Here is a 21,604-nt window from a genome sequence, read left to right as displayed (position 1 = left end):
TCTGGCTATCATCGCCGTTGATTCTATCTGAACCGCGGGTTGCAGACAAAGCGAGCGCTAGTCGGCCCTTCCGCGCGCCAGCCAGAGCACGCGGGAGAACATCTTGCGCAGCAGCGTCGGAACGGATTCCACGCCGCGCCTGCCCGCCTCCGCCGCCACCTCAATCGCCAGGTCGGGCTTCGACGAGCGGTGGATCGCTTTGGCAATCACCCGGCGCATATTCATCGGCACGTCGACCGGCACCATCGCAATACGGTGGAATACGTCGTCAAACCCCTGACGGTACATAAAGTGCTCCATGTCCATGGCGGGCAGCGCGGTTAAATGATCGCGCTCTTCTTCCCGGTCGTTGTTCAGCAGGCTGCGCACGGTGGAGGCGTACTTCTTGCCCGCCTCGTCGCCGTCCACCAGCACGTGCCACTCTATGCCCATCCGACGGGCAAATTTGATCAGCGGCTTGAGCCCCGACTGGGCAAATTCGATCACCTTAATCCCTTCCGCGTCAAAATGGTGGCCGCACTGGCGCGCCAGCTCGTTGATGACCCAGGTTTCCGTTTCGCCTTCCACCAGCAGCCAGCAGCGGGCAAACAGCGACGATGCGCGGTTGAAGCGGATGTGGAACGCAATGCGCCGCCCGTCCTCGGCGTTTAGCCCGCCCGGCCCCAGCCGGTAGGCCGTTACGCGCGAAGACTCACGCACCAGGCGGCAAACGTACTCCACCGGGGTCAGCGAAAGCAATTCGCCGGAGTTGGTGGTGGCGATCCGCTGCAGCGGCAGCAGGTTGAGCAGGTGCCAGGCGACGGAGAGCATGATCGGGTGCAGGCGCGTTTCAGGATCTTCCACCAGCAGCAGCGGCCGCGCGTCCCGGTCGAGGCGGACGGTGCCCTTCGCCTGCAGCAGCGTGGAGAAAAGCCCCAGCAGGATCACCCGGTGCGTGCGGCCCCCGGGGCGGTCAATCATCCGGTTAATAATGTCGAGATAGCGCCAGCTGCGCTGCTCGTCGTGCGAGCGGCGGCGCATCAGGCGGTGGCGGGACTGAGACGTTCCCTGCTCGGAGAAGTAGTGTTCCAGCAGCTGGACCATCGCAGACAGCCCCTGGCGGATCTGCCCGTCGCTGAGGTTCTGCGGCCGGGAAACCAGCTCGCGGGCCAGAAAATCCAGCTCGCGGGCGGTCACCTCCACGTCCGGCATATTGGGCACGGAGCCGTTACGAATGCGCCGCATAAAGCGCGCGTCGCGCAGGCGCAGGACCGGCATCAGCCGGATCAGGTGGCGGGCAAGCTCGTCGATGTCCTGAAGCGGGATCGGATTGCCTTTCTGGTCGAGAAACTCGCGCAGGGTGAGAACGCTGTCGTTTTCCGCCATCTCACCTTCCAGGCGGTAGAAAAGACGATGATAGCCGTCTTCACATGGCACCCAGCACGGCGACATCGGTCGGAAGCGGCGAATGCGATGGCGACCGGGCTCAGACTCGCGGAAGGTCAGAATGATGTGCAGGTGCTTCTCGCGCCCGGCGACGTCTCCCGGCGGAAACCAGAAGTCGTCGTGCGTGAAGTGATAAAGGGTATCGTCCGGCGAGAGAAGCAGGGTCAATGCGTCCAGCAGGCTGGACTTACCCCAGGCGTTCTCCCCTATCAGGACATTATTTTGCTCAAGTTGCAGTGACAGGCGGTTTATACCGCGAAACCCGACAATTTCTACACGTTCGAGAAGCATAAATCCCCCGCAAAATGAACACTTTTTCCTTCAAGTTATCAGCAGTATAGCGGCAGGGCGCCCGGCAGGACATACCCATACGCGTCGATTATTTAAACCTGCCCGGAAAAATTTAAAATCTCCCTACATGGTTTCATTCGAAATAAGGCTAACAGCACAGATACTACCGCTCCGAAATTGGTCTATGCTTTTTTTACCACCCGTTCGAACAAGGAACGACATCACATTGCCTAAAATCAAATTAATTGAATTTATTTAACTGGCGAAGGGATGTTAATGGTTTCTAAAATATTGGCTCTTTGAGTCGTCATCCCTTTATGACGATATAGGCCGTGCGCTTTAAAGCGTGCGGAAGTTTATTTTTTGAGGTGGTTATGTTTAGAAAATTAGCGGCAGAATGCTTTGGTACATTCTGGCTGGTGTTTGGTGGCTGCGGTAGCGCGGTGCTTGCGGCGGCATTTCCGGAATTAGGTATTGGATTTGTCGGCGTCGCGCTGGCCTTTGGCCTGACGGTATTAACCATGGCATTTGCCGTGGGGCATATTTCAGGCGGTCATTTCAACCCGGCCGTTACCCTCGGCCTGTGGGCCGGCGGCCGTTTCCCGGCAAAAGAGGTGATTGGCTATATTATTGCCCAGGTGATTGGCGGCATTATAGCCGCAGCGGTGCTGTACGTTATTGCCAGCGGTAAAGCAGGCTTTGATGCTGCCGCCAGCGGCTTTGCCTCTAACGGCTATGGCGAGCACTCACCGGGCGGATACTCTATGCTCTCTGCCATCGTGATTGAAATCGTGCTGACCGCGGGCTTCCTGCTGGTGATCCACGGCGCAACGGACAAGCACGCGCCTGCAGGCTTCGCGCCGATCGCGATTGGCCTGGCGCTGACGCTCATTCACCTGATCTCAATCCCGGTAACCAATACTTCCGTCAACCCGGCGCGCAGCACCGCGGTCGCCATTTTCCAGGGCGGCTGGGCGCTTGAGCAGCTGTGGCTGTTCTGGGTGATGCCAATCGTCGGCGGTATCCTGGGCGGCGTGCTGTACCGCACCCTGCTGGAAAAACGCGATTAATCATTCCCTCCCTCTCCCCGTGGGAGAGGGCTACGGATCGCACGCACGAGCCGGGTAAGGCGTAACCGCCCCCCGGCTTTTTTTGTGGCTTTACTGGGCAGCCTTTATTGGGTAGTGTCTCTGGCGCTTAAAGATACTCAAAAGGAAAGGCCGTTCATGTTTTCAGGACTCCTCATTATTCTTTTGCCCCTGATCGTGGGCTACCTTATACCGCTGCGGCGTGAATCGGCATTAAGGCTGATCAACCGTTTTCTCAGCTGGATTGTCTACGTCATTCTTTTCTTCATGGGAATAAGCCTGGCCTTCCTCGATAACCTGTCGGCCAATTTACTCTCTATACTTCATTATTCCGCGGTCACCGTTGTGGTTATTTTGCTGTGCAATATTGCCGCGCTTTTTTGGCTCGAACGGTCTATTCCGTGGAAAAACCACCACCATCAGGAAAAATTACCCTCACGTATAGCCATGGCGCTGGAATCATTAAAGCTGTGCGGCGTGGTGGTGCTCGGCTTTCTGCTCGGCTTAACCGGATGGGCATTTTTACAGCACGCAACGCAGGCCAGCGAATATACCCTGATTTTCCTGCTGTTCCTGATCGGCATTCAGCTGCGCAATAACGGCATGACGCTAAAACAGATTGTCCTCAATCGTCGGGGAATGATTGTGGCAGTGGTCGTGGTCGCCAGCTCGCTGATTGGCGGCGTCATAAACGCCTTAATTCTCGGCCTGCCGATCAAAACGGGCCTCGCGATGGCATCGGGCTTCGGCTGGTACTCTCTTTCCGGGATCCTGCTCACCGAGTCCTTCGGCCCGGTCATCGGCAGCGCCGCCTTCTTCAATGACCTGGCGCGCGAGCTGATCGCCATTATGCTGATCCCGGGCCTGGTGCGCCGCAGCCGCTCGACGGCGCTCGGCCTGTGCGGTGCCACCTCAATGGACTTCACCCTGCCCGTTTTACAACGCTCCGGCGGCATTGAGATGGTGCCTGCCGCCATCGTCCACGGCTTTATTCTGAGCCTGCTGGTCCCGATTCTGATGGCGTTTTTCTCAGCCTGATACCTCTCTGGCGGTAGCGTTCCTGCCGCCAAAATTGCGCTAAATCAATCTCCCTCTCTTTTGATGCAGAAAGCACTTTTCTCCGTCCCGGCACGGGCATAATCTTAAACATGTATATCAAATATAACTTTAACAGGTGTGATTATGTTTTGTGTGCAATGTGAACAAACCATCCGTACCCCGGCAGGCAACGGCTGCTCCTACGCGCAGGGAATGTGCGGTAAAACCGCAGAAACCTCAGACCTGCAGGATCTGCTGATCGCGGCGCTGCAGGGGCTGTCCGCGTGGGCGTTTAAAGCCCGCGAATACGGGATTGTCGACCACGACGTCGACAGCTTTGCGCCGCGCGCCTTTTTCTCCACGCTGACCAACGTCAACTTTGACTCTCCGCGCATCGTCGGTTACGCCCGTGAAGCCATCGCCCTGCGCGAAGCGCTGAAGGCGCAGTGCCTGAGCGCGGATGCCAACGCCGCGGTGGATAACCCGATGGCCGGGCTTCAGCTGGTCAGCGACGACCTCGGCGAGCTGCAGCGCCAGGCGGCGGAATTTACCCCAAACAAAGACAAAGCGGCGATTGGCGAGAACATTCTCGGCCTGCGCCTGCTCTGCCTGTACGGCCTGAAGGGCGCCGCGGCCTATATGGAACACGCGCACGTTCTCGGCCAGTACGACAACGATATTTACGCGCAGTATCACAAGATCATGGCGTGGCTGGGCACGTGGCCTGCCGACATGAATGCGCTGCTTGAGTGCTCCATGGAAATCGGCCAGATGAACTTCCGCGTGATGAGCATTCTCGACGCCGGTGAAACCCGCGCCTACGGCCACCCGACGCCAACGCAGGTCAACGTGAAGGCCACCGAAGGCAAATGCATCCTGATTTCCGGCCACGACCTGAAGGATCTCTATAACCTGCTGAAGCAGACCGAAGGCACCGGCGTAAACGTCTACACCCACGGCGAAATGCTGCCCGCGCACGGCTACCCGGAGCTGCGTAAATTCAAGCACCTGATCGGCAACTACGGCAGCGGCTGGCAGAACCAGCAGGTGGAGTTCGCCCGCTTCCCGGGCCCGATCGTGATGACCTCTAACTGCATCATCGACCCGACCGTCGGCGCGTACGACGACCGCATCTGGACGCGCAGCATCGTCGGCTGGCCGGGCGTGAGCCACCTCGAAGGCGACGATTTCGGCCCGGTAATTGCGCAGGCGCAGCAGATGGCGGGCTTCCCGTACAGCGAAATTCCGCACCTCATCACCGTCGGCTTTGGCCGCGAGACCCTGCTGGGCGCGGCGGATTCCCTGATTGACCTGGTGAGCCGCGAGAAGCTGCGCCACATCTTCCTCGTCGGCGGCTGCGACGGCGCGCGCGGCGAGCGTAACTACTTCACCGATTTCGCCACCCGCGTGCCGGAAGACTGCCTGATCCTGACGCTGGCCTGCGGCAAATACCGTTTCAACAAGCTGGACTTCGGCGACATCGAAGGTCTGCCGCGCCTGATCGATGCGGGCCAGTGTAACGATGCCTACTCGGCCATCATTCTGGCGGTCACGCTGGCGGAAAAACTGGGCTGCGGCGTGAACGACCTGCCGCTGTCGCTGGTGCTCTCCTGGTTCGAGCAAAAAGCCATCGTCATTCTGCTGACCCTGCTCTCTCTCGGCGTGACCAATATCGTGACTGGCCCTACCGCGCCGGGCTTCCTGACGCCGGACCTGCTGGCCGTGCTGAACGAGAAATTTGGCCTGCGTTCGGTGACGAACGTAGAAGACGACATGAAACAGCTGCTGAGCGCATAAGGAGTTTTTGATGACGATGCCAACCTCACAGTGCCCGTGGCGGATGCAGGTGCACCACATCCATCAGGAGACGCCGGACGTGTGGACGCTCTCGCTGCTGTGCCATGACTACTACCCGTACCGCGCGGGCCAGTATGCGCTGGTCAGCGTGCGCAACGCTGCGGACACCCTGCGCGCCTACACCATCTCCTCCACGCCGGGCGTAAGCGAGTACATTACCCTCACCGTGCGCCGCATCGATGACGGCGCAGGCTCTCAGTGGCTGACGCGCGACGTGAAGCGCGGGGACTATATCTGGCTTTCAGACGCGCAGGGCGAGTTCACCTGCGACGACAAAGCGGAAGATAAGTTCCTGCTGCTGGCGGCGGGCTGCGGCGTGACGCCGATTATGTCAATGCGCCGCTGGCTGGCGAAAAACCGCCCGCAGGCCGACGTGCTGGTGATTTTCAGCGTGCGTTCACCGCAGGACGTAATTTTTGCCGACGAGTGGCGCAACTACCCGGTGACGCTGGTGGCGGAAAATAACGCCACGCACGGTTTTGTGCCGGGCCGTTTGAGCCGCGAGCTGCTGCAAAGCGTGCCGGACATTGCCTCCCGCACCGTGATGACCTGCGGCCCGGCTCCGTATATGGATATCGTGGAAAAAGAGGTGAAGGCGCTGGGCGTGACGCGCTTCTACAAAGAGCAGTTCTTCACCCCGGTGGCGGAAGCGGCGACCAGCGGCATCAGGTTCACCAAGCTGCAGCCTGCGCAAACCTTCTTTGGCCGCGTGGGCACCACGCTGCTTGAGGCGCTGGAGAGCAACAGCGTGCCCGTAGCGGCCGCCTGCCGCGCGGGCGTGTGCGGCTGTTGCAAAACGAAGGTGGTGTCCGGCGACTATACCGTCAGCAGCACCATGACGCTGACGGACGCGGAAATCGCCGAAGGCTACGTGCTCGCCTGCTCGTGCCATCCGCAGGGTGATTTAGTTCTGGCATAATCGGTTAACGTAAAATGAAAGCCCGGTTAGCGATATCGCTGCCGGGCTTTTGGGTTCTGCACTTGCTTGATACAGCGCTGCCTGTACGGCAGAGCGAATGATACCGATCCCATAGATTCGATTATTTCCTAAACTGCCTGAACGGCAGTGAACCCGCCAAGCTCCGCCAACCCCCTTCGGATTTCGTTTCTAAGCTGCCTGCTCGGCAGTGAACACGGCGCGGGCCTTAAACGTGATTGACGTAAGTTTCTAAGCTGCCTGCTCGGCAGTGAACCAATAACAACCCGGCCGACTCTGGTCACAACCTTTCTAAGCTGCCTGCTCGGCAGTGAACCAGTTGATGGTGTAATGCGGTATGACGGGTGCTTTCTAAGCTGCCTGTCCGGCAGTGAACATCGCGCGGGCCTCCGGTCACTCGTTTGCCGATTTCTAAGCTGCCTGTCCGGCAGTGAACAGCAAGCCATTCCATGGCATCGCATCGACTAATTTCTAAGCTGCCTGTCCGGCAGTGAACAGACCCAAAAGGATTGATGATCCCCCCTCACGTTTCTAAGCTGCCTGTCCGGCAGTGAACAGACGGATAGACGGTGTAGTCTTTCATCTTGTTTTCTAAGCTGCCTGTCCGGCAGTGAACCTGGCTGGCGTACACCTGCGACTGCTGCGAGATTTCTAAGCTGCCTGCTCGGCAGTGAACCGAAGTTAAACCCCGCGTTAAAACACGCGTTCTTTCTAAGCTGCCTGCTCGGCAGTGAACTTCTTTTCCGTTAATCTGGTCATGACGACGCATTTCTAAGCTGCCTGCTCGGCAGTGAACAAAATTATCCAGCGGCATTGCAGCTGCCACCGTTTCTAAGCTGCCTGCTCGGCAGTGAACGTGTGCGCCATTGAGTTTCCTCTGGCGCGATATTTCTAAGCTGCCTGCTCGGCAGTGAACTCGCGGCTTCGCGTGAAAGATTTTCAGCCTTTGTTTCTAAGCTGCCTGCTCGGCAGTGAACTTAGCATTCTCAACAACATTCTCATTGCCGTCTTTCTAAGCTGCCTGCTCGGCAGTGAACTCATAAACGCCTCATAGCTGGGACTCCAGCCATTTCTAAGCTGCCTGCTCGGCAGTGAACCATGATGCTCAAACGCATCATGTCGATTTCATTTTCTAAGCTGCCTGCTCGGCAGTGAACCGTTCCTGGCGCGCCGCCATCTCAACACCGGTTTTCTAAGCTGCCTGCTCGGCAGTGAACATCGAGTTTTTCCCGCTGCGGCGGTAGAGGGTTTTCTAAGCTGCCTGCTCGGCAGTGAACTGGACCAATCTACGCTTATCTCTTTGTAAAATAAATACAACCCCCGCATTTTCGCCAGTAAACCCTTTTTTCAGCGCTCTCTTTTCCCGCTATACAAATCAATAGATTACAAATCACGCAAAAAAAAGGGTCTGCGCATCTTCTGCCGGGCAAGCCGCTTTCTTTCTTCTAAGCTTGTAAGCGAGATCACTTAAAGGAGATGGACACCCATGAAACAAACCGTGGCTGCATATATAGCTAAAACCCTCGACCAGGCGGGCGTTAAGCGCATCTGGGGCGTGACCGGCGATTCCCTGAACGGGCTGAGCGATAGCCTCAATAAAATGAAAACAATCGAATGGATGCCTACCCGCCATGAGGAGGTCGCCGCGTTTGCCGCAGGCGCGGAGGCGCAGCTGACGGGCGAACTGGCCGTCTGCGCCGGGTCGTGCGGGCCGGGCAACCTGCACCTGATTAACGGCCTGTTCGATTGCCACCGCAACCGCGTGCCGGTGCTGGCGATTGCCGCCCACATCCCCTCTTCCGAAATCGGCAGCGGCTATTTTCAGGAGACGCATCCTCAGGAGCTGTTCCGTGAATGCAGCCACTACTGCGAGCTGGTCTCCTCGCCGGAGCAAATTCCCCAGGTGCTGGCGATCGCCATGCGCAAGGCGGTGCTCAACCGCGGCGTCTCGGTGGTGGTTCTGCCGGGCGACGTGGCGCTGAAGGCCGCGCCGGAAAGCGCCAGCAGCCACTGGTATCCCGCGCCGCTGCCGGTGGTGACGCCAGCCGAAGAGGAGCTGAGAAAGCTCGCCCAGCTGCTGCGCTACTCCAGCAATATCGCCCTGATGTGCGGCAGCGGCTGCGCGGGGGCGCATAAAGAGCTGCTGGCGTTCGCGGGCAAGCTGAAAGCGCCGATCGTCCACGCCCTGCGCGGCAAAGAGCACGTCGAATACGATAACCCGTACGACGTCGGCATGACCGGGCTGATCGGCTTCTCCAGCGGCTTCCATACCATGATGAACGCCGACACGCTGGTCCTGCTCGGCACCCAGTTCCCGTACCGCGCCTTCTACCCGACCGATGCTAAAATCATCCAGATCGACATCAACCCCGGCAGCATCGGCGCGCACAGCAAGGTGGACATGGCGCTGATCGGCGATATTAAAGCCACCCTCACCGCCCTGCTGCCGCTTCTGGAAGAAAAAACCGACCGCAAGTTCCTCGACAAAGCGCTAAGCGACTACCGCGACGCGCGCAAAAGCCTGGACGATCTCGCTAAGCCGAGCGACAAGGCGATTCACCCGCAGTATCTGGCGCAGCAGATCAGCCATTTTGCCGACGACGATGCCATCTTCACCTGCGACGTGGGCACGCCAACCGTCTGGGCGGCGCGCTATCTGAAGATGAACGGAAGGCGCCGCCTGCTCGGTTCGTTCAACCACGGCTCGATGGCTAACGCCATGCCGCAGGCGCTGGGCGCGAAGGCTACCGCGCCGGAGCGTCAGGTGGTGGCGATGTGCGGCGACGGCGGGTTTAGCATGCTGATGGGTGATTTCCTGTCGGTGGTGCAGATGAAGCTGCCGCTTAAAATCGTGGTCTTTAACAATAGCGTGCTGGGCTTCGTGGCCATGGAGATGAAGGCCGGAGGCTACCTGACGGACGGCACCGACCTGCACGACACCAACTTCGCCCGCATCGCCGAAGCCTGTGGCATCACCGGCATCCGCGTGGAGAAGGCCTCGGAGGTAGACGAAGCCCTACAGCGCGCCTTCTCCATCGACGGCCCGGTGCTGGTGGACGTGGTGGTTGCCAAGGACGAGCTGGCCATTCCGCCGCAGATCAAGCTGGAGCAGGCCAAAGGCTTCAGCCTCTACATGCTGCGCGCCATCATCAGCGGACGCGGCGACGAGGTGATGGAGCTAGCAAAAACCAACTGGCTCAGGTAAAACATCTGGCATTGCCTTTTTAAACATAAGGACTTGCCATGATTGATTTACGCAGCGATACCGTAACCCGGCCGACGCGCGCCATGCTCGACGAGATGATGGCCGCCCCGGTCGGGGACGACGTGTACGGCGACGACCCGACGGTCAACGAACTTCAGCGCTTCGCGGCGGAGCTGGGCGGCAAAGAGGCCGCCCTGTTCCTGCCAACCGGTACGCAGGCCAACCTGGTCGCGCTGCTCAGCCACTGCGAGCGCGGCGAAGAGTACATCGTCGGCCAGGGCGCGCATAATTACCTGTACGAAGCCGGCGGCGCGGCGGTGCTCGGCAGCATTCAGCCGCAGCCGATTGACGCCGCAGCGGACGGCTCCCTGCCGCTGGATAAGGTCGCGGCGAAAATCAAAGCCGACGATATTCACTTCGCCCGCACCAAATTACTGAGCCTCGAAAACACCCACAACGGCAAAGTGCTGCCGCGCGAGTACCTGAAAGCGGCGTGGGAATTTACCCGCGAGCGCGGGCTGGGCCTGCACGTTGACGGCGCGCGCATCTTTAACGCGGTGGTGGAATACGGCTGCGAACTCAAAGACATCACGCAATATTGCGACTCGTTCACCATATGCCTCTCCAAAGGGCTGGGGACGCCCGTCGGCTCGCTGCTGGTCGGCAACGCCGACTACATCAAGCGCGCCAACCGCTGGCGTAAGATGACCGGCGGCGGCATGCGCCAGGCGGGGATTCTGGCGGCGGCGGGCCTTTATGCGCTGAAAAACAACGTGGCGCGTCTGAAGGATGACCACGACAACGCCGCGTGGATGGCCGCGCAGCTGCGCGAGATCGGCGCGGACGTGATGCGTCACGACACCAACATGCTGTTCGTGCGCGTGGGCGACGAAAACGCCGCCGCGCTGGGCGAGTTTATGAAGGCCCGCGGCGTGCTGATCAACGCCTCTCCGGTGGTGCGCCTGGTGATGCATCTTGACGTCAGCCGCGACCAGCTGTCTGAAGTCGTGAAGCACTGGCAGGCGTTTTTACAGCGTTAATAAAGGAGAGCAACGTGGCGCAACGGATTCTGGTGCTGGGTGCCAGCGGGTATATCGGTCAACATCTGACCTCGGCGCTCGGCCAGCAGGGGCATCAGGTGCTGGCCGTGGCGCGCAGCACGGAACGCCTGCAAAAGCAGCAGCTGCCCGGCGTCACCTGCCACAACGTCGATTTGAACTGGCCGAAGACGCTGCCCGCGCTGCTCGAAGGCGTTGATACGCTTTATTACCTGGTTCACAGCATGGGCGAAGGCGGCGATTTCATCGCCCACGAGCGCCAGGTGGCGATGAACGTGCGCGACGCGCTGCTGCAAACGCCGGTGAAGCAGGTGATTTTTCTCAGCTCGCTGCAGGCGCCCGAGCACGAGCAGTCGGACCACCTGCGCGCGCGCCAGCTGACCGGCGACACCCTGCGCAGCGCCAATGTCCCCGTCACCGAGCTGCGGGCGGGGATCATCGTCGGCGCAGGCTCGGCCGCGTTCGAAGTGATGCGTGATATGGTCTACAACCTGCCGGTGCTGACGCCGCCGCGCTGGGTACGCTCACGCACCACGCCGATTGCGCTGGAAAACCTGCTGCATTACCTGGTGGAACTGCTTAACCATCCCGCAGACCAGCACCGCGTGCTGGAAGCGGCGGGTCCGGAGGTGCTGAGCTACCAGGAGCAGTTCGAACATTTTATGCGGGTCAGCGGCCGCCACCGGCTTCTGGTGCCCGTTCCCTTCCCGACCCGCTGGATCTCGGTGTGGTTTTTAAACGTCATCACCTCCGTGCCGCCGACCACGGCGAAAGCGCTGATCCAGGGGCTTAAGCACGACCTGCTGGCGGACGATCGCGAGCTTCGCGCGCTGATCCCGCAGGATTTGATCCGCTTCGACGACGCGGTGCGCAACACGCTGAAGGAAGAGGAAAAGCTGGTGAACTCCAGCGACTGGGGCTACGACGCCCAGGCCTTTGCCCGCTGGCGGCCCGAGTACGGCTACTATCCCAAACAGGCGGGCTGCACGGTGAAAACCAAGGCGAGCCTCGCAGCGCTATGGGAGGTTATCAACCAGATCGGCGGCAAAGAGCGCTACTTCTTCGGCAATATTCTCTGGCAAACGCGCGGCGCGATGGACCTGCTCGTCGGCCACCGGCTGGCGAAGGGCCGCCCCGCTCATCCCTATTTAAAGGTTGGCGATGCGGTCGACAGCTGGAAGGTGATTATCGTCGAGCCGGAAAAACAGCTGGCGCTGCTGTTTGGCATGAAGGCGCCGGGCCTTGGACGGCTCTGCTTCACGCTGAAAGACAAAGGCGACCATCGCGAGCTGGACGTTCGCGCGTGGTGGCACCCGCACGGCATGCCCGGCCTGTTCTACTGGCTGTTTATGATCCCGGCGCACCTGTTTATCTTCCGCGGCATGGCAAAACGCATTGCGCGGCTGGCAGAACAAAAGCATTAAAATATCTAATTAAAACTCTTATTCTTTCACCTTTCCCATTGCATACTCGCGTAATTCACGGAAGAATGCGCACGAAATTCTTTTCAACACAGTGGACAGTTATGAAGGTACTGGTTACCGGTGCGACCAGCGGCTTAGGCCGAAACGCGGTCGAGTTTCTGCGCAACAAAGGCATCAGCGTCAGGGCAACCGGTCGCAACGAGGCAATGGGCAAGCTGCTGCAAAAAATGGGCGCGGAATTTGTCCATGCGGATCTGACGGAGCTGGTCTCCTCTCAGGCTAAGGTGATGCTTGCCGGAATCGACACGCTGTGGCACTGCTCCAGTTTCACCTCGCCGTGGGGAACCCAGGAAGCCTTCGATCTCGCCAACGTGCGCGCAACGCGTCGTCTGGGCGAATGGGCCGTTGCCTGGGGCGTGCGTAACTTCATCCATATCTCTTCCCCGTCGCTCTATTTTGATTATCACCACCACCGCGATATTCAGGAAGATTTCCGTCCGGCGCGCTTTGCCTGCGAATTTGCCCGCAGCAAGGCCGCCAGCGAAGAGGTTATCGACCTGCTTGCGCAGTCCAACCCGCATACCCGCTTTACCGTACTGCGCCCGCAGAGCCTGTTTGGGCCGCATGATAAGGTGTTTATCCCACGCCTGGCGCAGATGATGCACCACTACGGCAGCGTGCTGCTGCCGCGCGGCGGCGATGCGCTGGTGGATATGACCTACTACGAAAACGCGGTTCACGCGATGTGGCTGGCAAGCCAGCCGGACTGCGAAAAGCTGGTTTCAGGCCGGGCGTATAACATCACCAACGGCGAGCCGTGCACGCTGCGCAGCATCGTCCAGAGGCTGATTGACGAGCTGCAGATCCAGTGCCGCATTCGCTCCGTTCCCTACCCGATGCTGGACATGATCGCCCGCAGCATGGAGCGCTTTGGCAGCAAATCCGCCAAAGAGCCTGCGCTGACGCACTACGGCGTCTCGAAGCTCAACTTTGATTTCACGCTGGATATTTCTCGCGCGCAGAACGAGCTGGGGTATAAGCCGGTGGTGACGCTGGATGAGGGGATTGTGCGCACGGCGGCGTGGTTACGCGATCACGGGAAGCTTCACCGCTAGTTTGGTGCCCTCACCCCGGCCCTCTCCCACAGGGAGAGGGAGAAAATCACACCGCGCACAGTCTGTCCCCTCTCCCACGGGGAGAGGAAGAAAATCACACCGCACACGATCTGTCCCCTCTCCCCTTTGGGGAGAGGGTTAGGGTGAGGGGAAAGTGTAAACACCAAAACGGCAACCTTTCGGTTGCCGTTTTGCTATTACAGAGCCGTCCAGGCGTCAGCCCATGCCAGACCTGCGCCTGGTTCATAGTATGACGGGGCGTTGTTACACCAGCCGCTGTACGGGAACGGTTTGCACTGGAACAGTTTACCGTGGTTGTTCACGATATCACCTGCGTTGTACTTGCTGTTCGCGCTCCACGCGGCGTATGAACCGGAGGTGCCTTCGTCTTTTGACGGAGTGGCGGCTTTAGCCTTCACGTTCAGCAGATAGGTGGTGGTGCTGCTCAGCTCGCCGTCGCTGACGGTCAAGCTGACTTCAATCTGCTGCGCGGTTGCGGACTCAGGCGCAGTGAAAGTCACTACCGCTTTGTCCTGGCCGGTCACCGTGGTGCCGTCCTGGGAACGCCAGGTGTAGGTCAGCTGGTTGCCGTCCTGGTCGGAGGAGCCTTCCGCGCTCAGGGAAACCTGCGCACCGGCTTCAACCGCGCCGATTGGACCGGCGATCTGCGCCACTGGCGCATGGTTAACCACGGCCGGTTCAGCTGGCGTTTCATCCGGCGTTGGCGCAGGTGCTGGTGCTGGCGTTTCATCGGCCGGCGTTGGCGCTGGGGTTACCGGCGTTTCGTCAGGCTTGGTGGCAGAGCCATCGTCGTTGATGATGTTAACGTTGTAGAATTTCTTCACGCAGTTAGTGTAATCACCCTCTTTGAAGGCGCTGAACGGCGTCTGGTAGCCCACCAGCTGGCAAGAGTAGGTCTTACCGTCTGGCGTATCCGCGCTCCATCCCCAGTCCTGCTCCCAGTAAATCTTCAGCGCGCCCGCGCCGCCTTCGTCGAACTGCTTCATGTTGGCGCAGCCCAGCACTTCGTTTGCCGGAACAGGCACTTTCAGGTAGTTCGCGAACTCTTTGTAGTACTTGATGCGGTTCTGAGACTGAGCAATTTCAGTCGGGCCGCCGCACTCAACGCCGCCGTTGATGATCTGGGTAGTCACGCCGAAGCCTGGAACCAGGCCGTTCGCCTTATCGCGATCGTTTGGCTGCCAGGTGCCGTCGATAACCTGCAGCATGCTTGGTTTTGGCGGCTGTGGATACGCGAAGAAGAAGATCGCGGACGCCAGGTTCAGCCAGGTGTCAGCCACCAGCTCAGGCTTGTCGAGCAGGGTGCGAACGGTGCCAAACATCGCTTCAGAGAACGGACCGTAGTTGTAGTTGTAAGAGAGCTGCTTCGCGCCGCGGCCAAAGTAGCTGACGAAGTCGCCGTCTTTATCTTTACCGCAAGGCCAGGTCTGACCCTGCCAGATTTCCGGGTTACATTCACCGTTGTAGCCGCCCTTCTGGCCTTCGGTCCAGCCCATTTCACGGACGTGAACCAGCGCCTGACGCCATTCGGCTTCTGGACGCCAGCTTTCGTGGCCGCCGGTTTCCTGCGCAAAGTGGGCAAACATGGTTGCCAGCTCTTTACGGCAGATCGCGTCGCTGTCGCGACCGTCGTTATAGGTCTTACACAGCGCCGGGAACTTGCCCACCGCCTTCAGGAAGTTGCTATAGGTATAAGAAGCTGCGCGCATCGGGAACAGATACTCCCAGTCGCTCTCCTTCACGATGCCTTCAACGCGCTTCACGTTGTCCGGATTCGCCGCGCGGCCTGGCTCAATCAGCTCAACCTGCTCGTTATCCAGCGTGCGGATGGTCTCCTTGACGGACGCCATCAGCGGGAAGCTCGTCAGCTCCTTCTCTTTTTTCGCCAGATCGCTGGCTTTCATGGTGTACGGTTCGCTGCTGGTCGCCTGCAGCGAAGCAGCCTGAGCCATAAACGGAGCAACGCATGCCCCTGCAACGAGTAAGCTCAGAAGAGTCCTTTTGTTCATCTCAAATAATCCTGTTTTTAAGCAACAATGGTTAATGCAAACACGGCTTATGTATTAGTCCATTAATAAATAAACCTGAGCGTGCGGTTCTTTTCACTTTCTGAAGAACACTGAACGGTATTCTTCAAAAAACAAAAATTAATAAACATATGCGTTACGCTGTTTTATTTCCTGATATTTACTCCACACCTTGTGGGCATATTGCATTCGCTTCGGATAATTCTCTTTTTTCAGCCCGGCGTTATACGCGCCTACCGCTTCCCAGTTATAGCCATACACTTTAATCATATTAGAGAGAATGGATGCGCCAACCATGATGGAGGTGCAGGGTTCAACAATAAGGCGGCGTTCATCAATGCCGCGGCGTTCTAATTCATCAAAATGGGTGCTGTTAATCTGCATCAGCCCTACATCATGCGAACCGTCACGGTTCCAGCCAACGGCTCTGGGGTTCATTCCTGATTCCACCTTGGCGATGGCAAATAATAAATACGGGTCGACGTGGTAATAATGCGCCGCTTTATCCCAACAGTTTGCAAACACGCTCTGGCTGACAAACAGTAATAATAAAATCATGCGTTTCATTTATGCACCTGCTTACGTTATATCCCATCCTCTTTTTGCGCACGTCACTGTTAATTTTAGAATTGACCACACCCGAAGCGGGGCGTGGTCAGATATTGCGGGCGAATATTACGCCCGCAATGTTAGTTCAGAAGATTATTTGCAGTCCGCAGACGCGCCTTCTTTCACCCATACGTCGCTGTTGCCCGGTTTGTCACCGCGGGTCCACCATTTCGCACGGTATACGGAACCGTTGTAGGTGGTGGTTTCACCGCCGTTGTAGACGAGGTCAGAGCGCCAGTTCATTTTCACCTGGCTGACCAGTTCCCATGCGTCAGCATCGAAGCCTGGCTTGTTGCCCTGAGTCCAGTATTTCGCTTTCCAGACCAGGTTGCCGGAGCTGACGGTGTCGCCGTTGTTGTAAACCTTGCTGGCGTCCCATGCAGCGTATTTGCTGGCATTGGCGTCTACTGGGTTATCACAGCTGCCGGTTGCAGTGCCTTCGTCCGCTGGCTGAGTCCCTTCATCGGATGGGGTAGTACCTTCATCAGATGGGGTGGTACCTTCGTCAGACGGCTGAGTGCCTTCGTCAGATGGGTTGGTATCTTCGTCAACAGGGGCCGGAGCCGCTTTAGGCGACACGGAAACCTGTACGTCGGACTGCACGCTGGTTTTACCGTCAGAAACGATAACGCTCAGGGTGTAGCTGGAGTCAGAGCTTACGTCTGGCGCGGTGATGTTAACGCTGGAGGTATTGGTACCGGTCGCGTGCATATCCGCTGGAACGCTCCAGGAGTAGGTCAGCGCATCACCGTCCGGATCCGCAGCCTGTGCGTTCAGGGTGTAGCTCTGGCCTGCTTCCAGGGAAACCGCGTCGATTTTGTTAACGACAGGGGCCTGGTTCGCTTTTGGCGCTTTGTTCAGAACCTGCACGTCCACGGAGTTGCTCAGACCTTTCGCATCCGTCACGGTCAGGCGGAACGCCAGCGTCTGGTTGCTGGTGACCGCAGCCACGTTGAAGGTGGCCTTCGCCTTGGTGCTGTTCGCCAGGGTCACGGTTGGGCCAGAGATCTGGGTCCATTTGTAGGTCAGCGCATCGCCGTCCTGGTCGCTGGAAGCAGAACCGTCCAGCGTTACCGCTGCCGGGCCCGTTACCGCTTGGTCAACCGCAGTGGCGACCGGCGCATGGTTGGTCGCAACAGGCTCAACCGGCGTTGAGCCGCCGAGCAGGCTTTCGTTCATCGCGTTCAGGATGTCGCCGTTATCGGAGTCGATAGACCAGGAGAACAGGCCACCCAGGTTTTTCGCCATCACGTACTTGCCCTTAGCGGCAGTAGAGCGGGCGTCTTCATAGGTGATCAGGTCACCGGTAGACTTGTTGAATACGTACGGTGCTTCTGCTGCCGCATCATATTTGTATTCCCAGCCCGGCTTGCCCTTGTATTCGTTAACGATCTGACGGTAGTCAACGACGCCCGGTTCCCAGGTCCCTTTCACTGGACCGGTTGCCGTACCGGTGAACGGGTTGTCGCCGGTGTAACCGTGAACGCCAGTCCAGCCGCGGCCGTACATGCCCGCACCCACCACGATTTTGCCCGGCTGTACGCCCTGAGCAAGCAGCGCGTCAACGCCGTTTTCGGTGGTGTAGTTGGTGTCTGGCTTCCACTCAGCGCCGCGCAGCGCCGCCTGGTGACCCAGATCGGTGTTGCTCCAGCCGCCGTAGAAGTCGTAGCTCATCAGGAAGATGTGGTCCATGTACTGCTGGGCAGCGTTGTAATCCACGTCTTCGATCTTGTCTTTACCGGCACCGATGGCGCTGGTCAGCTCGTAAGAACGGCCGGTTTCAGCAGACAGCTCGTTCAGCATGGCGCGCAGGTCGTGCATCAGCGCGGTGTAGGTGGCTTTGTCCTGCTGCGGGTTGCCGAGGTTTTCGCTCACGCCGCCGCCGCCAGGGAACTCCCAGTCGATATCTACGCCGTCGAAGAATTTCCAGGTTTTGAGGAAATCTTTAACAGAGGAGACGAAGCGTGCGCGGATCGCGGAGTCGCCCATGTGGAAGAACGGATCAGACAGGGTCCAGCCGCCGATAGAAGGCAGAATTTTCAGGTCAGGGTGGGCTTTTTTCAGCGCCATCAGCTGGCCGAAGTTACCTTTGTACGGGTCGTCCCAGTTAGAGACGCCGGACTGTGGTTTTTGCAGCGCAGCCCACGGGTCGTGGATTGCCACGGTGTAATCAGGGCGGCCTTCACAGTCGCGCTGGAGCACGGAGAAGCTGTTACCGCCTTCAACGGTTTTCAGACCGTCGTTGATGCCGTCGCCGCCGCAGATTGGAATGAAGCCGTACAGAATGTGGTTCAGGTTAGCGGCAGGAATTTTATCTACCGGGAAGTTACGGCCGTATACGCCCCACTCTGGGAAATAGGCGGCAACCACTTTATCAGTGTGCTTGCTGAAGGATTTGTTGTTTTCCTGCATCGCTGCGTTCAGCGGCAGCAGGTGGCTACCGTCGGTATCGGCAACGACGATCAGCTTGCTCGCGCTCTTGGTGCAGCCGCTGGCGTTACACAGCTCAACCTGCTCCTGGTAACGACCGCCTTTTTTCACTTTGAAGGTCGCCGAGCCGGACGCGCTGCCCGCGCCGCTCCAGACGGTTTTGCCGTCAAGCAGGACTTTCGCAGAGGTTGGCGCATCGCCGCTCCAGACGTTCCACTCAACCTTAACGTCAGCGCCGTCATGCACTTTCACAAGGCTGTTATAGTCCTGCGCGGCCTGATCCACTTCTACAATGGCAAACTTGTCGTTGCCGCTGCTGATAGAAGGCGTACCCGGTGCCGCTGCGAAGACAGAGCTGGACGCTGCTGCCACAAAAAGCGCCAGATATTTAGGCTTCATAAATTTCATTCTTATTTCCTGATAAATTTATTTGAAAATGTGTTACCCATGCTTTCCTTTAAAACATGGAATATAAATCTCACTGACAATATTAAACGACGTAATATTTCAAACTAAAATTGAGATGACGCGCTGTATTCCTCCATAAAAAGACACAAGCACAAATTCCTTATTGCCTATATCCCTTACGATACACCGGAGGCAAAAGGGTTTCCTTCCCTTTCCTCGTCGAAAAAATTTTTAAAAAAACTTGACCATCCAATCAAACGTTAATAACGAGAAGCTGACTAATGAATACCGTTATTCCAGCAAAAGAGAGGTACGGTCCGAAAGAGATGATGAGGTTATTTTTATCTGATTTAATCATCAGAAAATAACCCGCAATACCGCTCAGTGCGGCAATAAGCACGATAGTCGGCAATGCCTGCCAGCCGCACCAGGCGCCCAGCGCGGCCAGCAGCTTAAAATCACCGTAGCCCAGCCCCTCGCGGCCCGTCGTTAGCCTGAATCCCCAGTACAGCAGCCACAGCGACAGGTATCCCGCCGCAGCGCCGAGCAGCGCATCGCGCAGCGGAAGGCTGCCAGAGAAGGCATGCATCAGCAGCCCGGCCCACAGGAGCGGCTGCGTCAGGCAGTCGGGCAGCAGCTGGTGTTCCCGGTCAATCATCGCCAGCGGCAGCAGGAACGACGCCAGCAGCCAAAGCGAGCACAGCGCCTGAATATCGGCAATACACCAGGCCGAAACGGCAAAAAAGAGCGCCGTAACGCCTTCGATTAAAAATAACCGCAGCGGAATGGCCGTACGGCAGTGGCTGCAGCGCCCGCGCAGCGCCAGCCAGCTGACGAGCGGGATATTTTCCCACGCCTTCAGCGAGTGCCCGCAGGCGGGGCAGTGCGAGCCGGGAAAGAGCAGGTTTGTGCGGCTCTCGTCGTCCATCATCATGGCCGGAACGCGTTCAGCCACCAGCCCGAGAAAGCTGCCCACGATCGCCCCCAGCACGCCGCTCATTGCGCTGAATCCCGCCGGGCAACTCTCCCGCACCAGCATTAACGTATTCATGCCACCTTTTTCCAGGTGAGCTGAATATCGGCCTTCACGTCGCTTAAATGGTCTACCGGCGTGAGGTTCATTTTCTCTAAACGAATGCCGGACGTGAGGTTCATTTCACGCAGCCAGTTTTTCAGCTCATAAACGTTAATCCGATTCACCACGAACGCCAGCGTTTGACCGTCCTGGCGAATATCGGTGAGGGAAATATTAATTTCGTGCGCGCTGTTTTCGACAACGCTTCTGGGGTTATCCGTTTTCACCTGTAATACCGGAAGATGATTTTTATCAATTTCGTCTCTCATCCAGGTCAGCGTTTCGCTCTGTTTTTTTAATGTCAACTGACTATCTTTAATCATATTATCCAAAGGAACGACGCCTCCATAATAAATGGCCGCACAGCACAAGGCGGCCATGCCTGCTTTCAATATCGTTTTTTCCCGGGTGCTGTATTGTTGATAACGTGATGTTAATTGAGCGATTCGCGCTTTCATTTATATTTCCCTGAGATCATGGCGGTATACGGCGCGCTGTTGGAAACAGGCTGTAGCGTAAAATCAAAATTCTCACTGGCCTGCTGGACAAACGTCTGCAGCGCCTGCGGGTTTTGCGCGCTGACGCTAAGCGACAGCGTATTGTTCGGGTAGTCGTACTCGACCAGGTTGATTTCCATTGCCGGAACGGCCCGCTTCGCGGTGTCCAGATCCTCAAGCTGCAGAAAAATACCCTTGCTCTGCTTTTTCACGCTCTGGCCAAAGTGGTATTTGATGTTGGTCTGATGGCGCATGCTCGGGAAATGGTGCTGATAGACCTGCATTATTTCCTCCTGCATCTGGTTCTCCTGCTGGACCAGCATCCACGCCATGGCGACGCGCGGGCCCAGCAACAGCCCCAGCGAAAGCAGCCCCGCCGCGGCGATGGCAGCCTTTAAGCGCTTTGCGCTACCGGCAGAGGCTGTAGCGCCAAAGGCACCGTGCAGCAGGTTGACGCGGCTGTGCGCCCACTGCGGCTGGATCAGCAGTAGCGGATGCTCCCAGGCCAGGCGCTCATCCACCTCAACCCCGGCGGGAGCCTCGCCGTAGCAGGCCACCTCGCCCTCGCCCGCCTTTTGCATCAGCAGCGGCAGCAGGGCCGCCTCGACCTCGCAGGCCACGTGGGAAGACAGGCGCAGCCAGTAGTTGTCCTCCAGCGCGACGATCGTGCTGCCGCCCGCGGCAACCGGCAGCAGCCAGGCGTCGGGCAGCGCCTGGACCACCTTTAGCCCGGCCTCCTGGAAACGGTCCAGCCAGCCGCGCAGGCGATCGGCATCAATCGCCACCGCGTCAACCTCCGCCCCTTTTTTATTGAGCACCGTCCAGTGAAGGTTATCCACCTCGCCGATCAGCGTCTCTTCCGCCATCCACGAGAAGGCCGTAGCCTGCGAGGCCATCTTTTTCGGCAGCGTAAAATGGCGGAAAACCATTTCACCCGCGGGCAGCAGCAGGCAGACGCGCGTGGCTAAGGGATGCTGCGCAAGCGTATCCAGCGCCTCGCGGCCTTCACCGGTGATGACCTCCTGACTGCCGGACTCGCACCACATAATCTTTCCGTCCTCGCGACTGTCGGGACGAACAAAAAGCACCTGTTTCATAG

15 protein-coding genes are annotated in these 21,604 nt (G+C 58.3%); 8 read left to right on the top strand and 7 right to left on the bottom strand.

All coding sequences use genetic code 11. The annotated features are described in order from the left end of the window. Window positions 1–57: 57 nt before the first annotated feature. Window positions 58–1,716 (bottom strand): ATP-dependent endonuclease, encoded by a 1,659-nt coding sequence (locus tag DBY73_RS17170; protein ID WP_112012279.1) that lies wholly within the window; start codon window positions 1,714–1,716, stop codon window positions 58–60. A gap of 374 nt (window positions 1,717–2,090) precedes the next feature. Between DBY73_RS17170 and aqpZ the strand changes: the two genes are divergently transcribed. From aqpZ to DBY73_RS17130, 8 genes are all read left to right on the top strand, one after another. After that, window positions 2,091–2,786, top strand: a complete 696-nt coding sequence (gene aqpZ / locus DBY73_RS17165; RefSeq protein ID WP_112012308.1) for an aquaporin Z — start codon at window positions 2,091–2,093, stop codon at window positions 2,784–2,786. Window positions 2,787–2,942: 156 nt separating this feature from the next. Continuing rightward, window positions 2,943–3,842, top strand: a complete 900-nt coding sequence (locus DBY73_RS17160; RefSeq protein ID WP_112012278.1) for a lysine exporter LysO family protein — start codon at window positions 2,943–2,945, stop codon at window positions 3,840–3,842. A gap of 144 nt (window positions 3,843–3,986) precedes the next feature. Continuing rightward, entirely contained in the window at window positions 3,987–5,639 is a 1,653-nt protein-coding gene (gene hcp / locus DBY73_RS17155) for a hydroxylamine reductase (RefSeq protein WP_112012277.1), read from the top strand. Between the two features lie 10 nt (window positions 5,640–5,649). After that, the gene (hcr, locus tag DBY73_RS17150; protein WP_112012276.1) at window positions 5,650–6,618 is read left to right on the top strand and encodes an NADH oxidoreductase; all 969 of its coding nucleotides are present in this window, start codon (window positions 5,650–5,652) and stop codon (window positions 6,616–6,618) included. A gap of 1,504 nt (window positions 6,619–8,122) precedes the next feature. Beyond that, entirely contained in the window at window positions 8,123–9,841 is a 1,719-nt protein-coding gene (gene poxB, locus DBY73_RS17145; protein ID WP_112012275.1) for a ubiquinone-dependent pyruvate dehydrogenase, read from the top strand. Window positions 9,842–9,879: 38 nt separating this feature from the next. After that, on the top strand, window positions 9,880–10,881 hold the full coding sequence (ltaE, locus tag DBY73_RS17140) for a low-specificity L-threonine aldolase (protein WP_112012274.1): 1,002 nt from the start codon (window positions 9,880–9,882) through the stop codon (window positions 10,879–10,881). A gap of 14 nt (window positions 10,882–10,895) precedes the next feature. Then, entirely contained in the window at window positions 10,896–12,323 is a 1,428-nt protein-coding gene (locus tag DBY73_RS17135; protein WP_112012273.1) for an SDR family oxidoreductase, read from the top strand. A 101-nt stretch (window positions 12,324–12,424) separates the two neighbouring features. Next, on the top strand, window positions 12,425–13,438 hold the full coding sequence (locus DBY73_RS17130; RefSeq protein ID WP_112012272.1) for an NAD(P)-dependent oxidoreductase: 1,014 nt from the start codon (window positions 12,425–12,427) through the stop codon (window positions 13,436–13,438). 197 nt (window positions 13,439–13,635) lie between these two features. Here the strand turns inward: DBY73_RS17130 and DBY73_RS17125 are convergent, their stop codons facing one another. The 6 genes from DBY73_RS17125 to gspL all read right to left on the bottom strand — a co-directional run bounded on the left by DBY73_RS17125 (window position 13,636) and on the right by gspL (window position 21,602). Then, on the bottom strand, window positions 13,636–15,468 hold the full coding sequence (locus tag DBY73_RS17125) for a glycoside hydrolase family 19 protein (protein WP_112012271.1): 1,833 nt from the start codon (window positions 15,466–15,468) through the stop codon (window positions 13,636–13,638). 138 nt (window positions 15,469–15,606) lie between these two features. Next, a complete protein-coding gene (gene iagB, locus DBY73_RS17120) occupies window positions 15,607–16,053 on the bottom strand; it encodes a type III secretion system invasion protein IagB (RefSeq protein WP_112012270.1) in 447 nt (148 codons plus the stop codon). 135 nt (window positions 16,054–16,188) lie between these two features. Beyond that, window positions 16,189–18,933, bottom strand: coding sequence for a glycosyl hydrolase family 18 protein (locus DBY73_RS17115; protein ID WP_112012269.1), 2,745 nt, complete (start codon window positions 18,931–18,933; stop codon window positions 16,189–16,191). Between the two features lie 253 nt (window positions 18,934–19,186). Then, window positions 19,187–19,984 (bottom strand): A24 family peptidase, encoded by a 798-nt coding sequence (locus tag DBY73_RS17110; RefSeq protein WP_112012268.1) that lies wholly within the window; start codon window positions 19,982–19,984, stop codon window positions 19,187–19,189. Beyond that, window positions 19,981–20,466, bottom strand: a complete 486-nt coding sequence (locus tag DBY73_RS17105) for a type II secretion system protein M (protein WP_112012267.1) — start codon at window positions 20,464–20,466, stop codon at window positions 19,981–19,983. The genes DBY73_RS17110 and DBY73_RS17105 overlap by 4 nt, the downstream gene beginning before the upstream one ends. Beyond that, window positions 20,463–21,602, bottom strand: a complete 1,140-nt coding sequence (gspL, locus tag DBY73_RS17100) for a type II secretion system protein GspL (protein WP_112012266.1) — start codon at window positions 21,600–21,602, stop codon at window positions 20,463–20,465. Before gspL ends, DBY73_RS17105 begins: the two co-directional genes overlap by 4 nt. Between the last annotated feature and the right edge of the window lie 2 nt (window positions 21,603–21,604).

The sequence above is a fragment of the Enterobacter sp. RIT418 genome, from assembly GCF_003057745.1.
GTDB lineage: Bacteria > Pseudomonadota > Gammaproteobacteria > Enterobacterales > Enterobacteriaceae > Enterobacter.
The sequence above is the reverse complement of the archived record's forward strand: the minus strand, read 5'-3'. Positions and strand labels throughout refer to the sequence as shown.

Excerpts from the sequence above, each read along its gene's own strand:
- poxB (WP_112012275.1), top strand. The coding sequence starts at position 8,123 with ATGAAACAAACCGTGGCTGCATATATAGCTAAAACCCTCGACCAGGCG.
- aqpZ (WP_112012308.1), top strand. The coding sequence starts at position 2,091 with ATGTTTAGAAAATTAGCGGCAGAATGCTTTGGTACATTCTGGCTGGTG.
- iagB (WP_112012270.1), bottom strand. The coding sequence starts at position 16,053 with ATGAAACGCATGATTTTATTATTACTGTTTGTCAGCCAGAGCGTGTTT.
- DBY73_RS17130 (WP_112012272.1), top strand. The coding sequence starts at position 12,425 with ATGAAGGTACTGGTTACCGGTGCGACCAGCGGCTTAGGCCGAAACGCG.
- DBY73_RS17170 (WP_112012279.1), bottom strand. The coding sequence starts at position 1,716 with ATGCTTCTCGAACGTGTAGAAATTGTCGGGTTTCGCGGTATAAACCGC.
- DBY73_RS17115 (WP_112012269.1), bottom strand. The coding sequence starts at position 18,933 with ATGAAATTTATGAAGCCTAAATATCTGGCGCTTTTTGTGGCAGCAGCG.
- DBY73_RS17110 (WP_112012268.1), bottom strand. The coding sequence starts at position 19,984 with ATGAATACGTTAATGCTGGTGCGGGAGAGTTGCCCGGCGGGATTCAGC.
- hcp (WP_112012277.1), top strand. The coding sequence starts at position 3,987 with ATGTTTTGTGTGCAATGTGAACAAACCATCCGTACCCCGGCAGGCAAC.
- DBY73_RS17125 (WP_112012271.1), bottom strand. The coding sequence starts at position 15,468 with ATGAACAAAAGGACTCTTCTGAGCTTACTCGTTGCAGGGGCATGCGTT.
- hcr (WP_112012276.1), top strand. The coding sequence starts at position 5,650 with ATGACGATGCCAACCTCACAGTGCCCGTGGCGGATGCAGGTGCACCAC.
- gspL (WP_112012266.1), bottom strand. The coding sequence starts at position 21,602 with ATGAAACAGGTGCTTTTTGTTCGTCCCGACAGTCGCGAGGACGGAAAG.
- DBY73_RS17160 (WP_112012278.1), top strand. The coding sequence starts at position 2,943 with ATGTTTTCAGGACTCCTCATTATTCTTTTGCCCCTGATCGTGGGCTAC.
- ltaE (WP_112012274.1), top strand. The coding sequence starts at position 9,880 with ATGATTGATTTACGCAGCGATACCGTAACCCGGCCGACGCGCGCCATG.
- DBY73_RS17105 (WP_112012267.1), bottom strand. The coding sequence starts at position 20,466 with ATGAAAGCGCGAATCGCTCAATTAACATCACGTTATCAACAATACAGC.